Genomic DNA, 19,590 nt, shown 5'->3' on the forward strand with positions numbered 1-19,590 from the left:
ACATGACGGACCGTAAGGACGAACTCGCCGCGAATCTGGCGAAAGTGGAACGGCGCATCGCCGACGCGTGCGCGGCCGCGGGGCGGGCACGCGACGAGGTGACCCTGATCGTGGTCACCAAGACCTACCCCGCGAGCGATGTGCGGATCCTCGCGGAACTCGGCGTGCGGCACGTCGCCGAGAACCGCGACCAGGACGCGGCCCCCAAGGCCGAGGCCTGCTCGGATCTGCCCCTGACATGGCACTTCGTGGGTCAACTCCAGACCAACAAGGTGCGGTCGGTGGTCGGATACGCGGATTTCGTGCAGTCCGTCGATCGTTCCAAGCTCGTCACCGCTCTGTCGAAGGAGGCCGTCCGGGCCGGGCGCGAACTGGGATGCCTTCTCCAGGTCGCACTCGACGCCGGTGAGAGCGGCCGGGGCGAGCGGGGCGGTGTCGGGCCCGGCGGAATCGGGGAGTTGGCTGATCTCGTGGCCGGGGCACCGGGGCTCCGGCTCGACGGACTGATGACCGTCGCACCGCTCACCGGCGAATACGCGGGACGCGAACGGGCGGCCTTCGAGCGGTTGATGGTTTTGTCGACCGACCTGCGCCGGAGTCATCCGGCTGCCACCATGGTCTCGGCAGGGATGAGTACGGACCTCGAACAGGCCGTGGCGGTCGGAGCGACACATGTGCGCGTCGGCAGCGCGGTACTCGGAGTCCGCCCCAGGCTCGGGTAACGTCGCCAAGAAGTCGGACCACAGCAGAAAATATGGTCATTGCCGCCGATAGGCGGATTCAAGGACCACGTGGATCGCGGGCACTTGGCAGTCGTCAGCCGATCCACCACAGAGCGGAGGACTCAGAGCATGGCCGGCGCGATGCGCAAGATGGCGGTCTACCTCGGCCTCGTGGAGGACGATGGGTACGACGGCCGCGGATTCGACCCCGACGACGACTTCGAACCCGAACTGGACCCGGAGCCCGAGCGGGACCACCGACGGCACGAGCCGTCCCACCAGCCGCACGTATCACATCAGCCCCAAAGGGACGAAGAGGTACGAGTCGTACAGCCGCCCGCGCCTCGCGAACCGGCCGCCCGCTCCGCTTCGCTACCCGCGGAATCCAGCCGCCCGGCGCGCATCGCACCCGTGGCGTCCATCACACAAGAACGCGCAAGTCTGGAGAAGAACGCACCGGTGATCATGCCCAAGGTCGTGTCCGAACGAGAGCCTTACCGGATCACCACGCTTCACCCGCGGACCTACAACGAGGCCCGTACCATCGGGGAACACTTCCGTGAAGGCACCCCGGTGATCATGAATCTGACTGAGATGGATGACACAGATGCGAAGCGACTTGTCGACTTTGCGGCAGGTTTGGTGTTTGGTCTTCACGGCAGTATCGAGCGGGTGACGCAGAAGGTGTTCCTGTTGTCGCCTGCTAACGTCGATGTCACGGCGGAGGACAAGGCCCGCATCGCAGAGGGCGGGTTCTTCAACCAGAGCTGAGACGCACCACCGGAACAGCAGTACCGAGTAAGGCACAGGGGAGAGGGAAGCAAGAGATCATGAGCGTGGTTTTGGATGTCGTCTACATCGCGCTGATGTGCTTCCTCATCGTGCTCATCTTCCGGTTGGTCATGGACTATGTCTTCCAGTTCGCCCGCTCATGGCAACCCGGCAAGGCGATGGTGGTCGTTCTGGAGGCCACCTACACTGTCACTGATCCACCGCTCAAGCTTCTGCGGCGGGTCATTCCGCCGCTGCGTCTCGGGGGCGTGGCGCTCGACCTGTCCTTCTTCGTACTGATGATCATCGTCTACATCCTGATCTCGATCGTGAGCCGGCTGTGATGAGCGATGTGACCTACCGTCTTGCCGAATGCCGACGACTACGTTGAGGTGAAGAGATGCCGTTGACCCCCGAGGACGTGCGGAACAAGCAGTTCACGACCGTCCGCCTCCGAGAAGGCTATGACGAGGACGAGGTCGATGCCTTCCTCGATGAGGTCGAAGCCGAACTGACCCGCCTGCTCCGTGAGAACGAGGACCTGCGCGCCAAACTGGCCGCGGCCACGCGCGCTGCTGCGCAGAACCAGCAGAACATGCGCAAGCCTCCGGAGCCGCAGCAGGATCAGCAGCAGCAACAGCAGCAGCAGGGCATGCGCGGTCCTGGTGGTCCCGTACCCGCCGGCATATCGGGCCCGCCGCAGCAGCAGATGGGTGGCCCCATGGGTGGCCCGCCCCAGCTGCCGAGCGGTGCCCCGCAGCTGCCCGCCGGTCCCGGCGGTCAGGGTGGACCTCAGGGTCCCGGTCCGATGGGCCAGGGTCCGGGTCCGATGGGCCAGCCCCCGATGCAGCAGCAGATGGGCGGCCCGATGGGCGGCCCCGGCCCCATGGGCGGTCCGATGGGCGGCCCCGGTCAGGGAGGCCCCGGTGGCGACAGCGCCGCCCGTGTCCTCTCGCTGGCCCAGCAGACCGCCGACCAGGCGATCGCCGAGGCTCGTTCCGAGGCCAACAAGATCGTCGGCGAGGCGCGTTCGCGTGCCGAGGGTCTGGAGCGTGACGCCCGTGCCAAGGCCGACGCCCTGGAGCGGGACGCGCAGGAGAAGCACCGCGTCGCGATGGGCTCCCTGGAGTCCGCCCGCGCCACGCTGGAGCGCAAGGTCGAGGACCTGCGCGGCTTCGAGCGCGAGTACCGCACGCGCCTGAAGTCGTACCTGGAGTCGCAGCTGCGTCAGCTGGAGACCCAGGCCGACGACTCGCTGGCCCCGCCGCGCACTCCGGCGACCGCGTCCCTCCCGCCGTCCCCGGCGCCTTCCATGGCTCCGGCCGGCGCGAGCGCCCCGTCGTACGGCGGCGGCAACCAGACGATGGGCGGCGCCCCGTCGCCGTCCGCTCCGTCCTACGGCGGTCAGCAGCAGATGTCGCCGGCGATGACCCAGCCGATGGCGCCGGTCCGTCCGCAGGGCCCGTCCCAGATGGGTCAGGCGCCCTCGCCGATGCGGGGCTTCCTGATCGACGAGGATGACAACTGACGGCCTGATGGCCAGTAGTACGGCATAGACGTCGGCAGCGTTCAGGGCGAGGCCCCGGGTTCCCACCCGGGGCCTCGCCCTTTTGCCACGCGCGTTCGTGCGTACGCAACGCCGAAGGCCCGGACCCGCCAAGATCTTTGGCGGGTCCGGGCCTTCGGCCCGAGGGTTACGCCTTGCGCAGGCGGAACGTCAGGGACAGACCCTCGTCGGTGAAGGGCTCGCCGTAGGCGTCCTCCTCGCCTTGGGCGCTGTGCTCATCCAGGAAGGACGCAGCCAGGACCTCGTCGGCGATCAGGCCGGCGTGGTCGGTCAGGGCGGCGACCGTCGCCTGGTCCGTGGCCGTCCAGCGCAGCGCGATGCGGTCGGCCACGTCGAGGCCGCTGTTCTTGCGGGCTTCCTGGATCAGGCGGATCGCGTCACGGGCCAGGCCCGCCCGGCGGAGCTCCTCGGTGATCTCCAGGTCCAGGGCGACCGTCGCGCCCGAGTCGGACGCCACCGACCAGCCCTCGCGCGGAGTCTCCGTGATGATGACCTCGTCGGGAGCCAGCGTGATGGTCTCGCCGTCGACCTCGACCGACGCCGTGCCCTCGCGCAGGGCGAGGGACAGGGCGGCCGCGTCCGCGTTCGCGACGGCCTTGGCCACGTCCTGGACGCGCTTGCCGAACCGCTTGCCCAGCGCACGGAAGTTGGCCTTCGCCGTGGTGTCGACCAGGCTGCCGCCGACCTCGCTCAGTGTCGCCAGGGACTCGACGTTCAGCTCCTCCGTGATCTGCGTGCGCAGTTCGGAGTCCAGCGTCTCGAAGCCCGTCGCCGCGATCAGCGCGCGGGACAGCGGCTGACGCGTCTTGACGCCCGACTCCGCGCGCGTGGCCCGGCCCAGCTCCACCAGCCGACGCACCAGCACCATCTGCCTCGACAGCTCCGGGTCGATGGCGCCCAGGTCCGCCTTCGGCCAGGACGACAGATGGACCGACTCCGGAGCACCCGGGGTGACCGGGGCGATCAGGTCCTGCCAGACCCGCTCGGTGATGAACGGGGTCAGCGGGGCCATCAGCTGCGTGACCGTCTCGACGACCTCGTGCAGCGTGCGCAGGGCCGCCTTGTCGCCCTGCCAGAAGCGGCGACGGGAGCGGCGCACGTACCAGTTGGACAGGTCGTCGACGAACGCGGACAGCAGCTTGCCGGCGCGCTGGGTGTCGTAGGCGTCCAGCGCCTGGGTGACCTGGTCGGTGAGCGCGTGCAGTTCGGACAGCAGCCAGCGGTCCAGGACGGGGCGGTCGGCGGGGGCCGGGTCGGCCTCGGACGGGGCCCAGTTCGACGTACGGGCGTAGAGGGCCTGGAAGGCGACCGTGTTCCAGTACGTCAGGAGCGTCTTGCGGACGACCTCCTGGATCGTGCCGTGGCCCACGCGGCGGGCCGCCCACGGGGAGCCGCCGGCCGCCATGAACCAGCGGACCGCGTCGGCGCCGTGCCGGTCCATGAGCGGGATCGGCTCCAGGGTGTTGCCCAGGTGCTTGGACATCTTGCGGCCGTCCTCGGCCAGGATGTGACCGAGGCAGACCACGTTCTCGTACGACGACTTGTCGAAGACGAGGGTGCCGACGGCCATCAGCGTGTAGAACCAGCCGCGGGTCTGGTCGATGGCCTCGCAGATGAACTGCGCCGGGTAACGGGCCTCGAACAGCTCCTTGTTCTTGTAGGGGTAGCCCCACTGCGCGAACGGCATCGAACCCGAGTCGTACCAGGCGTCGATCACCTCGGGCACGCGCGTGGCCGTCTTCCCGCAGCCGTCCTGCGGGCAGGCGAAGGTGACCTCGTCGATGAACGGGCGGTGCGGGTCCAGGCCCGACTGGTCCGTGCCGGTCAGCTCGGTCAGTTCCGCGAGGGAGCCGGCACAGGTGAGGTGGTCGTCCTCGCAGCGCCAGATGGGCAGCGGGGTGCCCCAGTAGCGGTTGCGGGACAGCGCCCAGTCGATGTTGTTGTTCAGCCAGTCGCCGTACCGGCCGTGCTTGACGGTGTCCGGGTACCAGTTGGTGCCCTCGTTCTCCGCGAGGAGGCGGTCCTTGAGGGCCGTGGTGCGGATGTACCAGGAAGGCTGCGCGTAGTAGAGCAGCGCGGTGTGGCAGCGCCAGCAGTGCGGGTAGCTGTGCTCGTACGGGATGTGCTTGAAGAGCAGGCCGCGGCTGCCGAGGTCCTCGGTGAGCTTCTCGTCGGCCTTCTTGAAGAAGACGCCGCCGACGAGGGGGACGTCCTCCTCGAAGGTGCCGTCCGGGCGGACCGGGTTCACGACCGGCAGGCCGTAGGAGCGGCAGACCTTGAGGTCGTCCTCACCGAAGGCGGGGGACTGGTGGACCAGACCCGTGCCGTCCTCGGTGGTGACGTACTCGGCGTTGACGACGAAGTGCGCCTCGGCCGGGAACTCGACGAGTTCGAACGGGCGCTGGTACGTCCAGCGCTCCATCTCGGCGCCCGTGAAGGACTGGCCGGTGGTCTCCCAGCCCTCGCCGAGGGCCTTCGCGACGAGGGGCTCGGCGACGACGAGCTTCTCCTCGCCGTCGGTCGCGACGACGTACCTGACCTCGGGGTGCGCGGCGACCGCCGTGTTGGAGACCAGGGTCCAGGGCGTGGTCGTCCACACCAGGAGCGCGGCCTCGCCGGCCAGCGGGCCGGAGGTGAGCGGGAAGCGGACGAAGACCGACGGGTCGACGACCGTCTCGTAGCCCTGCGCCAGCTCGTGGTCCGACAGGCCCGTGCCGCAGCGGGGGCACCAGGGGGCGACCCGGTGGTCCTGGACCAGCAGGCCCTTGTTGAAGATCTCCTTCAGCGACCACCAGACCGACTCGATGTACTCGGGGTCCATCGTGCGGTACGGGTCGGTCAGGTCGGTCCAGTAGCCCATGCGGGTCGTGAGCTCTTCGAAGGCGTCCGTGTGCCGGGTCACCGACTCGCGGCACTTCGCGTTGAACTCCGCGATGCCGTACGCCTCGATGTCCTGCTTGCCGGAGAAGCCGAGCTCCTTCTCGACGGCGAGCTCCACCGGGAGGCCGTGGCAGTCCCAGCCGGCCTTGCGGGCCACGTGGTAGCCGCGCATGGTGCGGAAGCGGGGGAAGACGTCCTTGAAGACGCGCGCCTCGATGTGGTGGGCACCGGGCATGCCGTTGGCGGTGGGCGGGCCCTCGTAGAACACCCACTCGGGGCGGCCCTCGGACTGCTCCAGGCTCTTGGCGAAGATCTTCTGCTCGCGCCAGAAGTCGAGCACGGCGTGCTCGAGGGCGGGCAGGTCGACCTGGGCGGGCACCTGGCGGTACGTCGGCGATGTCATCAGCGGGCTTCCTCCGGCGGACTTGCTGCCTTCCGTCCGGAGGGACGAGAGCTACATCTGCCTGCGCCGCCTTCGGCGCGCTCCCGCGGTACCACCCTCCTTGGCTCTCCAGCGCGGGGTGTGCGCCGGCGAGCCCCCTCATTGGGGTCGCGATGCCGGTTCTACTGGCCCCTGCGGCCCGTGGGCGGATCCCACTGTCCAGGACGTTCTTCCGGCGGCTCCGGGGTGATCTTCGCGTCGCGCTCGCCCCCGGGCTTCCACCGTCCCCGGGTCGCTCTGGGCTGCGTACGCCGCTACTCGTCCCCATCCATGCTTTTCGCTCCGCCCAGTGTACGGCGCCGGGCGGACAGCGGCCGACCGGATTTCGGGGCTGCCGGGGGTGGGGAGCCCCATGGGGTGCGAAATGGGTTTGATGACCCGAATAGCGCGGTATAGGTGTTCGGATCCTGGGACGTCCGGCTCGACGGATTACCGGACGGGGAGCTGGGCACAACGGATGCAGGTTCGCCGCGCGGCGTGCGCGTGGCGGGCGAATCAGGCGGTGTGCCCCGTTGCCGCGGGACTCGAGTCGATTTATCGTCCCAGCACGATTCGCGAGCAAGATCACAATATGTGAAGGGGCCGCGGCCATGGTGGCGAAGAAGACCGCCGTACAGCAGCCGGCGTCCGGCAGGTCCGCAGAGGCCTCCGGCGGTGCGGCCAAGGACGTGAGCGGGAAGAAGTCCACGCAGGGGGGCTCGGCGGGGCGGGCGGCGAAGGAGGGTAGGGGGAGGGCGGCCGAGGGGGCGAAGGCGGCCGAGAAGAAGGCGCCGGCCAAGAAGGCGACGGCCAAGAAGGCCGTGGTCAAGGAAGCCGAGGTCAAGGAAGCCGAGGTCAAGGAAGCTGCCGGGAAGGCGCCGGCCAAGGCGGCAGCGGCCGGGAAGGCCACGGCCGAGGCGTCGGCGGAGAAGGCACCGGCGAAGGCAGCGACGGCCGGGAAGTCACCGGCAGGGAAGGCGCCGGCCAAGGCGGCAGCGGCCGGGAAGGCCACGGCCGAGGCGTCGGCGGAGAAGGCACCGGCCGAGGCAACGGCGGAGAAGGCACCGGCCGGGAAGGCGGCAGGGAAGAAGGCGGCGGCCAGGAAGACCGCCCCGGTCGAGAAGGCCACCGTCAGGAAGACGGCGGGCAGGAAGGCGGCCGTGAAGAAGACCGCCGCCAAGAAGGCCCCGGCCGAGAAGGTCGCCGGCGGCAAGAGCACCACCACCAAGAGCGCGACCGGGAAGGGCGCTGCCCGGACCGGCGCGGTCACACAGGACACGGCCGCGAGCAGCACGGCCACAAAGGCGGGTGCGGCCGAGGCCGCGCAGCAGACGGGAGCGACGACGGTGGTTGCGAAGAAGACGCCTGGCACGGCCACAGCGGCGAAGACCGCCCTTCCGAAGGCACGGGTCGCCGCGGCGGAGCCCGATGAGCTCGCGGTACGCCCGGGCGAGGACCCCTGGACGGCGGAGGAGGTCGAGGAGGCGCGGTCCGAGCTGACGTCCGAGGAAACCCGGCTGCGCGAGGAGATCACGTCGTCGGAGCGGTCGCTCGCCGGCCTGATGCGGGACTCCGGGGACGGCGCGGGCGACGACCAGGCGGACACCGGCACCAAGAACATCACCCGCGAGCACGAGCTGGCCCTGGCCGCCAACGCGCGCGAGATGCTCCTCCAGACCGAGCGCGCCCTGGAACGCCTGCACGCGGGTACCTACGGCCTGTGCGAGAACTGCGGCAACGCCATCGGCAAGGCCCGCATGCAGGCCTTCCCGCGGGCCACGCTCTGCGTGGAGTGCAAGCAGAAGCAGGAGCGCCGGTACTGACCGGCCGCCGAATGCCTCCTGAGCACGTGCGACGTGCGGGGTGTGTCGTACCCTCGTCCTCAGTCAGGCACCTAGGTTGAGGGACTCACGTGGCAGAGGCGGAGCGCATCATCGGTACGCCGGACACACCGGACGCGGCCGGGGGCGGCAAGGAGCGGCCCGACTCCGAGGGCACCCCGGCCGGGGAGTCCGGCACCGGCCCGGCGGCCGCGGCGGGAGCGTCCGGCACCGGCGAGCCGGAGGCCACCGCCGGGCAGCCCCGCGGCAGGCGCCGGATCGCGGTGCTGTTCTCCGTCGCCGCGTTCGCGTACGCCCTCGACCTGATCAGCAAGTTGCTCGTGGTGGCCAAGCTGGAGCACCACCCGCCCATCGAGATCATCGGGGACTGGCTGAAGTTCGAGGCGATCCGCAACGCGGGCGCGGCCTTCGGCTTCGGCGAGGCCTTCACCGTGATCTTCACCATGATCGCGGCGGCGGTGATCCTGGTGATCGCCCGCCTCGCCCGCAAGCTCTACAGCCTGCCCTGGGCGATCGCGCTCGGCCTGCTGCTCGGCGGTGCGCTGGGCAACCTCACCGACCGGATCTTCCGGGCGCCGGGCGTCTTCGAGGGCGCGGTCGTGGACTTCATCGCGCCCAAGCACTTCGCCGTCTTCAACCTGGCCGACTCGGCGATCGTGTGCGGCGGCATCCTGATCGTGCTGCTGTCGTTCAGGGGCCTCGACCCGGACGGGACCGTCCACAAGGACTGAGCGCGCGTACAGACCCGTCAGTGCCGTCCGGCATACTCGACGGGTGAGCACGATTCCCGAGATCCGTACCCTGCCCGTGCCCGACGGCCTGGAGGGCGAGCGCGTCGACGCCGCCATCTCCCGCATGTTCGGCTTCTCCCGGACCAAGGCGGCCGAGCTCGCCGCCGCGGGGAAGGTCACGGTCGACGGGTCGGTGGTCGGCAAGTCGGAGCGCGTGCACGGCGGCGCCTGGCTGGAGGTCGAGATGCCGCAGGCGCCCGCCCCCGTGCAGGTGGTGGCCGAACCGGTCGAGGGCATGGAGATCGTGCACGACGACGATGACGTGGTCGTGATCGTCAAGCCGGTCGGCGTGGCCGCGCACCCGTCGCCGGGCTGGACCGGGCCGACCGTCATCGGGGGCCTGGCCGCCGCCGGGTACCGGATCTCCACCTCCGGCGCCGCCGAGCGCCAGGGCATCGTGCACCGGCTCGACGTGGGCACGTCGGGGCTCATGGTGGTCGCCAAGTCGGAGCGCGCCTACACCTCGCTCAAGCGCCAGTTCAAGGAGCGCACGGTCGACAAGCGGTACCACACGCTCGTCCAGGGCCACCCCGACCCCACCAGCGGCACCATCGACGCGCCCATCGGCCGGCACCCGCAGCACGACTACAAGTGGGCCGTCACCGCCGAGGGCAAACCGTCCGTCACGCACTACGACCTCATCGAGGCGTTCCGCGCGGCCTCGCTGCTCGACGTGAAGCTGGAGACCGGCCGCACGCACCAGATCCGCGTCCACATGGCCGCCCACCGGCACCCCTGCGTCGGCGACCTCACCTATGGCGCCGACCCGACGCTCGCCAAGCGCCTCGGCCTGACCCGGCAGTGGCTGCACGCGGTGCGGCTCGGCTTCGAGCACCCCGGGGACGGGCAGTGGGCGGAGTTCTCCTGCGACTACCCGGAGGACCTGCAGCAGGCCCTGGACCAGGTCCGCGAGGAGACCTACGCGTGAGCACTCCGTACGTGGTGCGGGTCGCCGGGGACCCTGCCGATCGTGAGGCGTGCTTCACGGTGCGCAAGGAGGTCTTCGTCGGCGAGCAGGGCGTGCCGGAGGACCTCGAGTACGACGCGTACGACGCCGGCGCGGTCCATGTGCTGGCGGTCGGGGAGGACGGTGTGCCGCTCGGCACCGGGCGGCTGCTGCACGGGGAGGCGGCCGTGGCGCAGACCGGCGCCGACCCGTCCGTGGGCTCCCTCGGCCGGCTCGCCGTGACGGGCTCCGCGCGCGGGCTCGGTGTCGGTGCCGCCCTGGTGCGGGCCATCGAGGACGCGGCACGCGCGCGCGGGCTCGCGGCCGTCGACCTGCACGCGCAGACGCACGCGCTCGGCTTCTACCAGCGGCTCGGCTATGAGCCGTACGGGCCCGAGTACTTGGAGGCGGGCATTCCGCACCAGGGGATGCGGCGCTCGCTCTAGCCCCTCAGGGCGGGTGCCGAAACGGTTTGTCCCTGGAGTCGCGTGGCAGGCTTGAGGTCTGTCGTGTGAACATGTGACCTCCCGGAGCGCTGACCGTGGATCAGTTGGCCCTGCTGTTCGTGCTGCTGCTCGGGGCCGTGATCAGTGTCCCCGTGGGCGACCGGCTCGCGGTGCCCGCGCCGGTGCTGATGACGCTCCTGGGGATAGTCCTCGCGCTGCTCCCGTTCGTACCGAACGTCGAGATCCCGCCGGACCTGATCCTGCCGCTGCTGCTGCCGCCCCTGCTGTACGCCGCCGTACGGCGCACGTCCTGGCGGCAGTTCGCGGCGAACAAGCGGCCGATCTTCCTGCTGGCCGTGGCGCTGGTGTTCGTCACCATGGCCTGCGTGGCCGCCGCGGCCGACGCGATCGTGCCGGGGCTGCCGCTCGCCGCGGCGTTCGCGCTGGGCGCGCTGGTGGCACCGCCGGACCCGGTCGCGGCGACGGCCGTGGCCGGTCAGCTGGGGCTGCCGCGCCGCCTGGTGTCGATCCTGGAGGGCGAGGGGCTCTTCAACGACGTGACGGCCATCGTCCTTTACCACGTGGCGATCGCCGCCGCCGTCAGCGGGACGTTCTCCCCCTGGCAGGCCGGGCTCGATCTGGTGCTGTCGGCCGTCGTGGCGGTGGCCGTGGGACTCGCGCTGGGCTGGGGCGCGAACAAGCTGATGGACGTGCTCGGCGACGCGACCCTGCAGATCGGGCTGACCCTGCTGGTGCCGTACGCCTCGTACGTCATGGCCGAGGAACTGCACGGGTCCGGCGTGCTCGCCGTGCTCACCACCGCGCTGTTCCTCGCGGAGTACGGCTCCGACGCCGACGACGTCATGACACGGCTGGCCGGGCACACGTTCTGGAACATCGTCGACACGCTCGTCACCGGCGTCGCGTTCGGGCTGGTCGGGCTGGAGTTGCACAACGCGATCCGCACGGCGTCCGGGCGGTGGGGCGAACTGCTCGGGTGGGCGGCGGTCGTGGTGGGCGTCGTCGTGTTCGCCCGGCTGCTGTGGCTGCTGCCGGCGACCTGGCTGACCAAACGGCTGCACGCGCGGCGGGACTACGACGAGGACATCCCGGTCAGCTGGCGCGAGACCGTGGTGATGTGGTGGTCGGGGATGCGCGGGGTGGCCTCGGTCGCGCTGGTGCTGGCGATTCCGCTGGAGACCGATGCGGGCGCGCCGTTCCCCAGCCGGGACGAGATCATCTTCATCGCGTTCGGGGTGATCATGACGACGCTGGTGCTGCAGGGGCTGACGTTGCCGTGGCTGGTGCGGCGGCTCGGGGTCAAGGCCGACACGGACCGGGAGAAGGAGTTCGCGAAGGCGCTGGCGATCCGGGCGGCCAAGGCCGCCAAGCGCAGGCTGCGGGAGCTCGAGGGGGACGAGGAGCTGCCGGAGGAACTGTCCGAGCAGATGCTGCGGCGCGCCTACGACATCGGGGTGCGGATCAGTCCCGAACTGGCGGAGGACGAGCGGCGGGAGGCCTACCGGGAGGGGGCCCGGCGGGTGAAGCGGGTGCGGCGGATCCAGCAGGAGATGCTGAGTGCGGCGCGGCACGAGGTGCTGGCGGCGCGCAGTGAGCCGGGGGCGGATCCCGAGGTGGTGGACCGGATTCTGCGGCACCTCGACGTCCGTAGCCTGCGGTGAGCCGGCTGCTGCTGCCGGTTTGACGGCGGGCGGCCGGGGCGTCGTAGGGTCGTCGGTATGGCACGGAACGTAGTGATCAGTGGTGGAGGAACGGGAATCGGGCTCGCGGCGGCCCGGGTGTTCGCCGCCGGCGGGGATCGGGTGCTGCTGCTCGGGCGGCGGGCCGGGGTGCTGGAGAAGGCCGAGGTGCCCGGCGCGCTGACCTACGCGGCCGATCTCGCCGAGCCGGAGGACGTGCGCGCGGTCGCCGCCTTCGTGGAGCGGGAGTTGGGCGCTGTGGACGTGCTCGTGCACAGCGCCGGGGGCAGCGGGCTGCTCGAACCGGATGCCCCGGGTGACGATCCGCTCGCGGCCGTCGCGCACACCTGGAGCGTGAACTTCCGGCTCAACACCCTGACCGCCGTCCTGCTCACCGAGGCGCTGAAGCCGCGGCTCGCCGAGCCCGGCGGACGGGTGCTGTTCCTCAGCTCCATCGCCGCCTACCGGGGGTCCGGGAGCGGGGCGTACGCGGCGGCCAAGGCGGGGCTGCATCCGTACGCCCATGATCTGGCCCGGGAGCTGGGGCCGCGCGGCATCACCGTGAACGTGGTCGCGCCCGGGTACATCGAGGACACCGAGTTCTTCGGGGACGCGATGGCCGAGGAGCGGCGGGCGCGGCTCATCGACGAGACCTCGAACGGCCGGGCCGGGACCCCGGGGGACGTCGCCGAGACCCTGCACTGGCTGGCCTCCCCGGGCGCCGGGCACATCACGTCGCAGATCATCCAGGTCAACGGCGGCGCCGAGCGCGGCCACTGACCCGGGAGACGACAGGAGGGCTGCCCGCACCGCGGGCAGCCCTCCTGTCGTGCGTGCTGTCGTCAGCGCTCGGGCCGTCCCGAGCCGTTGCCGTGGTAGCGGCGCTGCTGGGTCGGTATGGCCTCGGAGGAGGGGTGTTGGCCGTTGCCGTCGAAGGACGGCGGCAGGATCGCGTCCGCCGTGTTGACCCTGGGCAGGGCGTACGGGTGCTCGTCGGCCAGCCAGCCGACCATCTGCTCGCGGACCGTGACCCGCACCGTCCAGATGTCGTCCGCGTCCTTGGCGGTCACCAGGGCCCGTACCTGCATGGTGTTCGGGGTGGTGTCCGTGACCGACAGGTTGTAGGCGCGGCCGTCCCAGGCCGGGCACTCGCGCAGGATGTCGCGGAGCTTCTCGCGCATCGCGTCCAGGGGAGCCGTGTGGTCGACGTGCCAGAAGACGGTGCCGGTCATCTGCGGGCCTCCGCGCGACCAGTTCTCGAAGGGCTGGGACGTGAAGTACGACACCGGCATGGTGATCCGGCGCTCGTCCCAGGTGTGGACGGTCAGGTACGTCAGGGTGATCTCCTCGACCGTGCCCCACTCGCCGTCCACGACCACGGTGTCCCCCATGCGCACCATGTCGCCGAAGGCGATCTGGAACCCCGCGAACATGTTGCTCAGCGTGGACTGCGCGGCGACACCGGCGACGATGCCGAGGATTCCGGCCGAGGCCAGCAGCGAGGCGCCCGCCGCGCGGAACGCCGGGAACGTCAGCAGCATGCTCGCCGCGGCCACCACGCCGACGATCGCGGACACCACCCGCATGATCAGCGTCACCTGGGTGCGCACCCGGCGGACCCTGGCCGGGTCGCGGTGGGCCCGGGCACTGGCGTACCGGCTGTACGACGTCTCGACGATCGCCGCCGCGATCCGGATGACCAGCCAGGCGGCCGACCCGATCAGCACCAGGGTCAGCACCCGGCCGACGGCCTCGTCGCGGCTCGGAAGCAGTTGTGCCTCGTCGTACGACCCTCTCAGCAGGGCCGCGCACAGCACGAGCATGTAGGGAATGCGGCCACGGCGGAGCAGACCCCACAAGGGGGTCTCGTGGTGCCGTTCGTCGGCCTTGCGCAGTAGGAAGTCGGTCGCCCAGCCGATCACCAGCGTGAGCATGACCGAGCCACCGACCACGATCAGCGGTCGTAGCAGGTTCTCCATGCCCCCGAACCTAACCGGCTCGCGGGGGGCATGAACATGTGACTTCCGTTGCGTCGTGGGTAGTGCCGTGACCTCGGGTTGTCACACCCGGCTGGCACCATGGCCTCATGAACATCATGCTCTTTCACTCGACCCATGGACGGCGGCCCGCGGTGCTCCAGGCCGCTGACCGGCTGCGTTCGGCCGGACACGAGGTGTGGACGCCCGACCTCTTCGAGGGGCGCACGTTCGAGTCGGTCGAGGAGGGCATGGAGCACAAGGAGAAGATCGGCAAGGAGGAGCTGCTGAAGCGGGCCGTGCTGGCCGCCGCTCCCTACTCCGAGCGAGGGTTGGTGTACGCCGGGTTCTCGCTCGGCGCCTCCATCGCCCAGACCCTCGCCCTCGGCGACGACAAGGCGCGCGGCCTGCTGCTCCTGCACGGCACGTCGGACATCGCGCCGGATGTCACGGCTCAGGACCTGCCGGTCCAGCTGCACGTGGCGGAGCCGGACCCCTTCGAGACGGACGACTGGCTCAACGCCTGGTACCTCCAGATGGGCCGCACCGGCGCCGACGTCGAGGTGTACCGGTACGCCGGGGCCGGCCACCTCTACACCGACCCCGACCTGCCGGACTACGACGAGGAGGCCGCCGAGGCCACCTGGCGGGTGGCACTCGGCTTCCTCGACACCCTCTGAGAGGGCCGGCTCAGACCGGGGCGTAAACGCGCTCGACCTTCTGTGTGCCGCTGCGGGTGCGGTACGAGCGGGACCACTTGGCCGTCGCGTCGCGCTTCGTACGGTCGGAGAGGACGTAGAAGTCCATCTGCGCGCGCTCGGCCGTGATGTCCAGGACGCCGAAGCCGTGCCGGTCGGTGTCGACCCAGTGGACATGGCGGTTGGCGGCTCGGATGACGGGCGAGGCGACCGCGGAGACCGTGCCCTCAGGGACCTTGACGATGTCGTCGAGGTTGTCGGAGGTGACCGACGTGACGACGAACTCCGTGGCGGCCGACGGGGACAGCGGATACGTACCGGCGTCCACCGGCACGTCGTTGGCCCAGGCCATGTGGATGTCGCCGGTGAGGAAGACCGTGTTGCGGATCGCGTTGGTCCGCAGGTGCGCCAGGATCTCGCGGCGGTCGTCGGTGTAGCCGTCCCACTGGTCGGTGTTGAGGGCGAGGCCCTCCTGCGGCAGGCCCAGCAGCTTGGCGAGGGGCTTCAGCAGGTCGGCGGAGAGCGAGCCGACGGCGAACGGCGAGATCATCACCGAGTTGCCGACCAGCCGCCAGGTGGTGTCGGAGGCCTTCAGGCCCGCCTTGAGCCAGTCGAGCTGGGCGCGGCCGGTGAGCGTGCGGTCCGGGTCGTCGACCTCGCCGTTGCCCACCTTGACCTGCTGCGAGCGGAAGGAGCGCAAGTCCAGCAGCGAGAGGTCGGCCAGCTTGCCGAAGCGCAGCCGGCGGTAGGTGGTGCCCGCGATCGCCGGGCGCACCGGCATCCACTCGAAGTAGGCCTGCTTGGCGGCGGCCTGACGGGCGGACCAGGCGCCCTCCGCGCCCTCCGTGTGATTCTCCGCGCCGCCCGACCAGGCGTCGTTGGCGAGCTCGTGGTCGTCCCAGATCGCGACGACCGGGGCCGTGGCGTGCAGCGCCTGGAGGTCCGGGTCGGTCTTGTACCGCGCGTGCCGGATGCGGTAGTCGGCGAGAGTGACGATCTCGTGGGCCGGGGCGTGCGGGCGGACGACCTTGCCCCGGGTGCCGTACTCGCCGGTGCCGTACTCGTAGATGTAGTCGCCGAGGTGCAGCCAGGCGTCCAGGTCGCCGCGGGCCGCGAGATGGCGGTACGAGGAGAACCACCCGGCCTCCCAGTTGGCGCAGGAGACGACGCCGAAGCGCAGGCCCGTGACGGCCGCGTCGTTCGCCGGGGCGGTGCGGGTGCGCGCGGCGGGGGAGTCGGTGCCGCCGGCGGAGAAGCGGAACCAGTAGTCGGTGCCCGGCTGCAGGCCGCGGATGTCGGCCTTCACGGTGTGGTCGGAGGCGGCCGTCGCGGTGGTGGAGCCCTTGGCGACGACGGCGGCGAACGCCTTGTCCCTGGCGACGACCCAGCTCACCTCGGTGTCCGGGCCCACTCCGGAGCCGGGTATCGCCTCCGGGACCGGGGTGACGCGGGTCCACAGCAGGATGCCGTCCGGCAGCGGGTCACCCGAGGCGACGCCGTGCAGGAAGGCGGGAGCCTGGTCGACGGCGCGCGCGGGCAGGGTTGCCGTCAGCGGCCCGGCCAGGACAGCGCTCGCCGCCGCGGCCTTGACGACCGTACGGCGGCGCGGGGTGAGGGAGTTGAGGCCCTCTGACGTCTTCGATGATCTGTATCGACTGGTCACGACCGATCAGGTTACTGATCGGTACGCGCCAGAGCGGGCGAACTCGCGAAGTTCGCCCGCTCTTCACGTGGTGGCCGGTACCCGGCCGGCCGTCACTTCTTGAGTGCCTCGCCCACGACCCTGTTGAAGTCGGCCACGGTCATCAGCGGCGTGCCCTGGTTGTCGGCGGTGAGCTGCTTGCCGTCCATGGCGAAGCCCGGGGTGCCCTTGACGCCTTCCTTGTTGTCGTCGAAGGTCTTCGACATGGCCATCGCCCAGGCGTCGTAGGTGCCCTTCTCGACGGCGTCCTGGAACTTCTTGTTGTTCTTCAGCTCGGGGACGGTGTCGGCGACCTTGATGAGGTAGCTGTCGTCCTTGAACTTGTCGGTCGTCTCCTCCGGGTGGTACTTCGCCGAGTACAGCGCGGCCTTGTAGTCGAGGAACGCCTTGTCGCTGACGTTCAGCGCGGCGCCCATGGCGCTCAGGGCGTTCTTGGAGCCCTCGCCGTTGTCCTTGTTGTCGATGAACGTGGCGCCGATGAACTGCATCTTGTACTTGCCGTCGTCGATGTCCTTCTTCACGGTCGGGCCGACGGTCTGCTCGAACTGGGCGCACACGGGGCAGCGCGGGTCCTCGTAGATCTTCAGGGTCTTCTTGGCCGAGTCCTTGCCGAGGACGACCGTGGTGCCGTCGGTGCCCGTGGTGTTGGCCGGGGTGACGACCTTCTCGTCCTTGACCGCCTCCCAGTAGGTGGGCTTGTTGGCCTGGACGACGGCGTAGCCGATGCCGCCGGCTATCGCCAGGACGCCGACGATGGAGCAGGCCACGATGACCTGCCGCTTGACCTTCGCGCGCTTGGCCTCGCGCTCGCGCTCGATGCGCAGCCGCTCGCGGGCCGCCGTCTTCGCCGCCTGGCTGTTCCGCTTGCTCATGGTGATGTTCTCCGTGGGGGACGCGCACACCTGCGTGTGCGGAATACGTATGGGGGACTGCATGTGCTCGAAGTGCCGCAGGCGGAAGCAGGAGCCTCCCGCGACGGCGGGTGCCTCATGCGAAGGCGAGGGCCTTACGCAAGGGCGGGTGAGCACGGCGGTCCACGCCGTCCCAGCGAGTACGCGAGGATCCGCTCGCGGGCGGTGGGCGTGCGGTCGGCGGCGCGCGCCGGCAGGCGCCGCCCGGCCGGGGGCCGCTCCACCGCGACCGCGGCGACCGCCAGCAGCAGCGGCCGGAAGGTGGTCGCCGTCACCGCCCGCAGCAGCTGGGCCAGGGCGCGCTCGCCGCGGCGCAGCCAGGCGGCGGCGAGGAGCCCGACGCCGATGTGCGCGCCGAGCAGCAGCCAGGCGGTGGCCGGGTCGGCATGGGCGACCGCGGCAGCGAGCCGGTCGGTGCCCGTGGCCCCGGCCATCCGGGCCAGGGGCGTGCCGACCTCGCCGCCGCCGCAGAGCACGTCCAGGCCGACCGAGCGCAGGGGACCGGTGACCGGGCCGCCCGCCCGGCCGTAACAGGCGTGCTGGCCCGTGGTGAACACCGTGTCGGCGGCCAGTTCCAGCGGGATCAGCAGGGCCGCGATCCTCCCGAAGGAGCGCTCGCGGCCCGCCAGGGCGAACGCGATCACGAACACGGTGGCGGCGACCGCGGCCACCGTGCTCACCGGCAGCGGGGCCCGGGACAGCAGCACGTGCGACGCGGTGCTGAGCGTCACGACCACCGTCGTGAACAGCGCCGCGCGTACGGCTCTGAGCTGGATCCCGGATATGTCCATAGCGAAAGGAGAGTCTGTCATGGGGGCCTGTAAGGGACCCCTAAAGGATGCCTGTGAGTGAGCGGGATGGCCAAAGCCGCTTACAGACCCGGAATCCGTCCGTTGCGGAACAGGTCCACGAAGGTCTGGTGGTCGGCACGCGCGCGTGCGCCGTAGCGGTGCGCGAAGTCGACCAGCACGGGGGCGAAGCCCTCCTCGTCGGCCGCGAGCGCCGCGTCGATGGCCCGCTCCGTGGAGAACGGCACCAGGGACTCGCCGGACTGGTCGTCCGCCGCGGCGTGCATCGTGGCCGTCGCCCGGCCGAGGTCGGCCACCACCAGGGCGATCTCCTCCGGTTCGTCGATGTCGCCCCAGTCGAGGTCCACCGCGTACGGCGAGACCTCGGCGACCAGCTGGCCCGCGCCGTCCAGCTCGGTCCAGCCCAGCCACGGATCGGCGTGCGCCTGGAGGGCTCGCTGGGAGATCACCGTGCGGTGCCCCTCGTGCTGGAAGTACCCGCGGATCGCCTGGTCCGCGATGTGCCGGGAGACGGCCGGGGTCTGGGCCTGCTTGATGTAGATCACGACATCGTTCTCCAGGGCGTCGCTGTGCCCCTCCAGCAGGATGTTGTACGACGGCAGCCCGGCCGAGCCGATACCGATGCCGCGCCGTCCGACGACGTCCTTCACACGGTAGGAGTCCGGGCGGGCCAGCGAGCTGTCCGGGAGCGTCTCCAGGTAGCCGTCGAAGGCGGCGAGGACCTTGTAGCGCGTGGCCGCGTCCAGCTCGACGGAGCCGCCGCCCGGGGCGAAGCGGCGCTCGAAGTCACGGATCTCCGTCATCGAGTCCAGCAGGCCGAAGCGGGTCAGCGAGCGGGCGTCACGCAGCGCGTCCAGCAGCGGGCCCTGCGCCGTGTCCAGCGTGAACGGCGGCACCTCGTCGCTCTTCGCACCCGTGGCCAGGGCGTGGATCCGCTCCCGGTACGCGACCGCGTAGATCGTCACCAGCTCCGAGATCTGCTCGTCGCTGAGCGCCTTCGCGTAGCCGATCAGCGCGATGGACGCGGCGAAGCGCTTCAGGTCCCAGGTGAAGGGGCCGACGTAGGCCTCGTCGAAGTCGTTGACGTTGAAGATCAGGCGGCCGTTGGCGTCCATGTACGTGCCGAAGTTCTCCGCGTGCAGGTCGCCGTGGATCCACACGCGCGAGGTGCGGTCGTCCAGGTACGGGCCGCCCCGCTTCTCCTCGTCGAGGTCGTGGTAGAAGAGGCACGCCGTGCCCCGGTAGAAGGCGAAGGCCGAGGTCGCCATCTTCCGGAACTTCACGCGGAACGCGGCCGGGTCGGCGGCCAGCAGCTGGCCGAAGGCGGTGTCGAAGACGGCGAGGATCTCCTCACCGCGGTGCTCGTCGTCGAGCTGCGGGAACGACATCGCTGGGTGCCTCCTGGTGCA

General features: G+C 70.6%; 16 protein-coding genes and 1 pseudogene. 11 read left to right on the forward strand and 6 right to left on the reverse strand.

The features are described 5' to 3' along the window. Nucleotides 1-2 precede the first annotated feature (2 nt). The 4 genes from G3I77_RS04615 to G3I77_RS04630 all read left to right on the forward strand — a co-directional run bounded on the left by G3I77_RS04615 (nucleotide 3) and on the right by G3I77_RS04630 (nucleotide 3,021). Nucleotides 3-722: a YggS family pyridoxal phosphate-dependent enzyme gene (locus G3I77_RS04615; RefSeq protein WP_248501250.1), complete on the forward strand. Its 720-nt coding sequence runs from the start codon at nucleotides 3-5 to the stop codon at nucleotides 720-722. A gap of 129 nt (nucleotides 723-851) precedes the next feature. Continuing rightward, nucleotides 852-1,493, forward strand: coding sequence for a cell division protein SepF (locus G3I77_RS04620; RefSeq protein WP_102907744.1), 642 nt, complete (start codon nucleotides 852-854; stop codon nucleotides 1,491-1,493). A 59-nt stretch (nucleotides 1,494-1,552) separates the two neighbouring features. Further along, entirely contained in the window at nucleotides 1,553-1,837 is a 285-nt protein-coding gene (locus G3I77_RS04625; RefSeq protein ID WP_030248691.1) for a YggT family protein, read from the forward strand. Nucleotides 1,838-1,893: 56 nt separating this feature from the next. Then, nucleotides 1,894-3,021: a DivIVA domain-containing protein gene (locus G3I77_RS04630; protein ID WP_248501251.1), complete on the forward strand. Its 1,128-nt coding sequence runs from the start codon at nucleotides 1,894-1,896 to the stop codon at nucleotides 3,019-3,021. 166 nt (nucleotides 3,022-3,187) lie between these two features. Here the strand turns inward: G3I77_RS04630 and ileS are convergent, their stop codons facing one another. Beyond that, nucleotides 3,188-6,343: an isoleucine--tRNA ligase gene (gene ileS / locus G3I77_RS04635; RefSeq protein WP_248501252.1), complete on the reverse strand. Its 3,156-nt coding sequence runs from the start codon at nucleotides 6,341-6,343 to the stop codon at nucleotides 3,188-3,190. 629 nt (nucleotides 6,344-6,972) lie between these two features. Here ileS and G3I77_RS04640 point away from each other — a divergent pair. The 6 genes from G3I77_RS04640 to G3I77_RS04665 all read left to right on the forward strand — a co-directional run bounded on the left by G3I77_RS04640 (nucleotide 6,973) and on the right by G3I77_RS04665 (nucleotide 12,865). Beyond that, nucleotides 6,973-8,184 carry a TraR/DksA family transcriptional regulator gene (locus tag G3I77_RS04640; protein ID WP_248501253.1) on the forward strand — a complete coding sequence of 404 codons (1,212 nt, stop codon included), beginning with the start codon at nucleotides 6,973-6,975 and terminating at the stop codon, nucleotides 8,182-8,184. Nucleotides 8,185-8,273: 89 nt separating this feature from the next. Further along, entirely contained in the window at nucleotides 8,274-8,933 is a 660-nt protein-coding gene (gene lspA / locus G3I77_RS04645; RefSeq protein ID WP_248501254.1) for a signal peptidase II, read from the forward strand. 43 nt (nucleotides 8,934-8,976) lie between these two features. Beyond that, entirely contained in the window at nucleotides 8,977-9,921 is a 945-nt protein-coding gene (locus tag G3I77_RS04650; RefSeq protein WP_248501255.1) for an RluA family pseudouridine synthase, read from the forward strand. Beyond that, nucleotides 9,918-10,385 (forward strand): GNAT family N-acetyltransferase, encoded by a 468-nt coding sequence (locus tag G3I77_RS04655; RefSeq protein WP_248501256.1) that lies wholly within the window; start codon nucleotides 9,918-9,920, stop codon nucleotides 10,383-10,385. Before G3I77_RS04650 ends, G3I77_RS04655 begins: the two co-directional genes overlap by 4 nt. A 95-nt stretch (nucleotides 10,386-10,480) precedes the next feature. Further along, nucleotides 10,481-12,067: a Na+/H+ antiporter gene (locus tag G3I77_RS04660; protein ID WP_248501257.1), complete on the forward strand. Its 1,587-nt coding sequence runs from the start codon at nucleotides 10,481-10,483 to the stop codon at nucleotides 12,065-12,067. Between the two features lie 57 nt (nucleotides 12,068-12,124). After that, nucleotides 12,125-12,865, forward strand: a complete 741-nt coding sequence (locus G3I77_RS04665; RefSeq protein WP_248501258.1) for an SDR family NAD(P)-dependent oxidoreductase — start codon at nucleotides 12,125-12,127, stop codon at nucleotides 12,863-12,865. Between the two features lie 62 nt (nucleotides 12,866-12,927). Here G3I77_RS04665 and G3I77_RS04670 read toward each other — a convergent pair whose 3' ends face one another. After that, complete coding sequence (locus G3I77_RS04670; RefSeq protein WP_248501259.1) at nucleotides 12,928-14,064, reverse strand: mechanosensitive ion channel family protein; 1,137 nt, start codon at nucleotides 14,062-14,064, stop codon at nucleotides 12,928-12,930. A gap of 98 nt (nucleotides 14,065-14,162) precedes the next feature. Here G3I77_RS04670 and G3I77_RS04675 point away from each other — a divergent pair. Then, nucleotides 14,163-14,741 (forward strand): annotated as a pseudogene (locus G3I77_RS04675) (dienelactone hydrolase family protein); the annotation flags it as partial. A 10-nt stretch (nucleotides 14,742-14,751) separates the two neighbouring features. On the opposite strand, the gene G3I77_RS04680 reads toward G3I77_RS04675, so the two are convergent. From G3I77_RS04680 to G3I77_RS04695, 4 genes are all read right to left on the reverse strand, one after another. Then, a complete protein-coding gene (locus G3I77_RS04680) occupies nucleotides 14,752-16,422 on the reverse strand; it encodes an alkaline phosphatase D family protein (protein WP_248501261.1) in 1,671 nt (556 codons plus the stop codon). A 92-nt stretch (nucleotides 16,423-16,514) separates the two neighbouring features. Further along, complete coding sequence (locus G3I77_RS04685; protein ID WP_248501262.1) at nucleotides 16,515-17,333, reverse strand: thioredoxin domain-containing protein; 819 nt, start codon at nucleotides 17,331-17,333, stop codon at nucleotides 16,515-16,517. Between the two features lie 134 nt (nucleotides 17,334-17,467). Beyond that, a complete protein-coding gene (locus G3I77_RS04690) occupies nucleotides 17,468-18,163 on the reverse strand; it encodes a hypothetical protein (protein ID WP_248501263.1) in 696 nt (231 codons plus the stop codon). 80 nt (nucleotides 18,164-18,243) lie between these two features. After that, a complete protein-coding gene (locus G3I77_RS04695) occupies nucleotides 18,244-19,569 on the reverse strand; it encodes a DUF2252 domain-containing protein (RefSeq protein WP_248501264.1) in 1,326 nt (441 codons plus the stop codon). Between the last annotated feature and the right edge of the window lie 21 nt (nucleotides 19,570-19,590).

Origin of the sequence: Streptomyces sp. D2-8 (genome assembly GCF_023184515.1) — a bacterium.
GTDB lineage: Bacteria > Actinomycetota > Actinomycetes > Streptomycetales > Streptomycetaceae > Streptomyces.